The following is a 3199-nucleotide window of genomic DNA, read 5'->3' on the forward strand; positions in this document are numbered from 1 at the left end:
CCCCCATCAGAGGGCGCGGAGCGCCCGTGCCGCCCGGCGATAAGCGGGCGGGTCGGCCGAGCAGGGACGGCGAGGAGCAACCAGAGACGGTTGCGTGCTTCGCCCTCCCTGCTTTTTGTTTGGGGTCGTACGGGTCGTACGGGTCTACTCGTACGGGCCGCGGCCCAAACACTTGGAGCAGAGTTGACTTTGGGATGGGATCCAGGGGAGAGTTCCGGCCCGAAGGGTCGGGACACTGCGTCACTCCCCTGGAGTCCCGACCCCCGACCCGGACCCGTTTGGGCATGGAAGGGGGTCTGGGGGCGCGCCCCCAGACGGTCGGCTCGGCCGACCGTTGGGCCAAGCGGAGCGCGGAACGAGGTGAGGGGCGGTCCCCGAACGGAGTGGAGGAAGGGGGTCGAGGGGCGGCGCCCCCGCGGGTCCAGGGCGGCGCCCTGGCACGTCCTTAGCGAAGCTAAGGGCTAACGTGCTAGACTTTAAGTCGGCTAAAGTCTGTTCGAACCTGAAAGGGCTAGACATATGGCACACGTCGCCAAGTACAAGGCAACCTCGGTCGGCCACATGCTGGCGCACTACCGCCGGGATCAAAGTAGCCTGGAGCGCGAGAACATCGACAGGGGTCGGGTCGACCTTAACTACGATGTCAAAATCGGGTCGGACGGTCGGGCGCGCCTCGCGCGGGTCGGGACCGCCCGACCCGCATGGTCCACGGTCGAGAAGCGCCGCGAGGATGTCGACCGTGCCGCCAAGGCCGAGGGGCGGAGGGCCACGCGGAAGGACGCGGTGTTGATGGCCGATCTTGTCGTGACCCTTCCCGAGAACGTGCGCGCCGGAGACGAGGGTGCCTTTTTCAGGTACACGTACGAGTGGCTCGCCAACAGGGTCGGGAGCGAGAACCTTATGGGCGGGTTTGTTCACAAGGACGAGATCCGTACGGACGGTTCGCCTGTACGCGCCCACATGCACGCGCCATTTACGCCGATTCTGGATGGGCGTTTCAACTTCAAAAAAATGTGCCCGAGGACGTTCTATCAGAGCTTGCATAAGGACTTGGGAGACTATCTCGAGCGGCAGTTGGGGTACCGTCCCGAAGTCGAGTTGAACGAGGAGACGCGGGCGCAGAGGGTGTATACCGACAAGTCTGTTGATATCGACAAGGTACGCGGGGCTGTCGACAGGGCCGTGGTCGAGCCGGCGAGGCAGGAGGCCGAGAAGGCGATGGCCAAGGCACGTGCCGCCGGGGCCGAGGAGGCCAGGACCCGTGTCAAATTGGGTGCCCTGACGGCAGAGGTGAACAAAAAGCGGGACCTAGCTGCTGATTTGGACGGACGGATTTCAGAAAAAACGGCCGAGATTCACGTTTTGAACGGCGAGAAGTCCCAGATTTTGGAAAAACTCAAAGCCGAACAAGCCCGATTGGAGGGGGTTCAACGCAACTCAGCTGAGGCTCGAGGACGAGTTGCGGAGCTTGAGATCGCTGTCGAGCGCGAGCGCGTCAGAGCTGCAGAGCTTGGGCGTGAGGTCGAGGGAGCTAGAGCGCGAGTTGGACAGCTGGAGCGGGCTGTTGAGAGAGTTCGGTCGGCGGTTCGGAGCGTCCTCGAAACGCTGAGGACGGTGCCAGCCGCCCTTGCCGTGGCCCTGGGGCACCGTGCCCCGTCGGCGGCGGCGTTCAGGGCCGCCAGGGCCGCCGAGGCGGTCGGTGTGGCGGATACCGGTGCCAGGGCGGTACCGGAGACGCAGGAGCGCCCACAGCGCTCCCAGGGGCATTCTGAGGTCCAGGGCGGGAAGGCCCCAACAACCAAGGCGATAAAGGCGCGGCTCGCGGCGCTTGAAACCGCGAAAAACGATGAGAAGGGACGTGTCAGAAAATGGCATCGCTAGAGCTGTGGAAAAAGGACGGCAGCGTGACAATTCACGAGGTCGCGGACGTTGGTGGAGGACTCTTCTTCCAGGTGGCACCGCCCACAAACAACTACAGGCAGGGCGCGGCAATCTGGTTCGGGAACAGGCAGCTGTCGAACCTCTACGAGGATCTTCCGGTATCGACTGCCGAGGCGTGCTCCTTCGTTGCCGACAAGGAAGGGTGGGCCGCGGTCTACATCAACGGGCGGACCGTGTGGTCAGATGCCGCGGCGAGGGCCGTTGAGATGGCTGTCTCGGATGCTCTTGACTTTGGCGAGCCGCTGTAGCTGCGGAAATACCGGAAAACGTAAACTATAGTTTACGTTTTCCGGCAAAAAAACGCCCGCCCGGCCTAGACCAGGCGGGCGGGTGCGTGCTGTACAATGGGCTGGAGCGTGCGGGGATTAGGGCCCCCGAACGCGGCACATAAACGAGGTCACGTCTCGATCTGCGCCACCCGTGTACGGCACTATCATAGCGCGTGTGGTGGGAAATCACGAGATTGCGACCTCCCGAACTGGGAGGTTTTTTCATGCCGTACGCAGACCCTGAGAAGAAAAAAGAATGGGAACGTAAGAACCGCCAAGGCAAACAGCGCAAGATTTGGTGGGGTTACCTGTACGAGGATTCTGCCCCCGAGAACTTCCTCGAGCTGATGCGCGAAAGCGGTGTGGAGGGGCTTGCCATGCACCACGACCGCGACACGACCGCCGCGGGCGAGGTCAAGGAGCCGCATTGGCACGTTGTCGTGCGCTTCTCGCATGCCGTGGCTGCTAAAGAGGCCAAGGAGGTCCTGACCTCGTTCGGCTGCAAGGAAAAATCGGTTCAATACCGAGACAGCTGGACCGCGGTCGCGCGATACCTGTGCCACCTGGATGACCCGAACAAGGCCCAGTACGATCCCGCCGATGTGGTCGAGTTCGGCGGAGCTGACTATCTCGCCGCGATTAACAGGTCTGCCGACAAGTACCGCATAGTCGCCGAGATGTGCGCGTGGTGCAAGGAGAACAGGGTCTACAGCTTTAACAGGCTGGTCGACTACGCCCGAGACGAGAACCTCGAATGGTTTATGGCCCTATGCGATAACTGCGCGATCTTCATGCGCGAGTACCTCAAGTCGTACCGATACGACATCTTGGAGGGCGCTGCCGAGGAATAGAGCGCGGGGGGATGGGGGCCGCGCAGGCCCCCATCAGAGGGCGCGGAGCGCCCGTGCCGCCCGGCGATAAGCGGGCGGGTCGGCCGAGCAGGGACGGCGAGGAGCAACCAGAGACGGTTGCGTGCTTCGCCCTCCCTG

The 3199-nt window shown here is 63.1% G+C and carries 3 protein-coding genes; all 3 read left to right on the plus strand.

The window, feature by feature from the left end:
* Nucleotides 1–519 precede the first annotated feature (519 nt).
* The 3 genes from ACTQ40_RS10310 to ACTQ40_RS10320 all read left to right on the plus strand — a co-directional run bounded on the left by ACTQ40_RS10310 (nucleotide 520) and on the right by ACTQ40_RS10320 (nucleotide 3061).
* Complete coding sequence (locus ACTQ40_RS10310) at nucleotides 520–1881, plus strand: plasmid recombination protein (protein ID WP_441560921.1); 1362 nt, start codon at nucleotides 520–522, stop codon at nucleotides 1879–1881.
* A complete protein-coding gene (locus tag ACTQ40_RS10315; RefSeq protein WP_441560923.1) occupies nucleotides 1869–2189 on the plus strand; it encodes a hypothetical protein in 321 nt (106 codons plus the stop codon). Before ACTQ40_RS10310 ends, ACTQ40_RS10315 begins: the two co-directional genes overlap by 13 nt.
* Before the next feature lie 245 nt (nucleotides 2190–2434).
* Nucleotides 2435–3061, plus strand: coding sequence for a replication protein (locus ACTQ40_RS10320; RefSeq protein WP_441560925.1), 627 nt, complete (start codon nucleotides 2435–2437; stop codon nucleotides 3059–3061).
* The last annotated feature ends 138 nt before the right edge of the window (nucleotides 3062–3199 follow it).

The sequence above is a fragment of the Collinsella sp. Sow4_D11 genome (assembly GCF_052116465.1).
Lineage (GTDB): Bacteria > Actinomycetota > Coriobacteriia > Coriobacteriales > Coriobacteriaceae > Collinsella.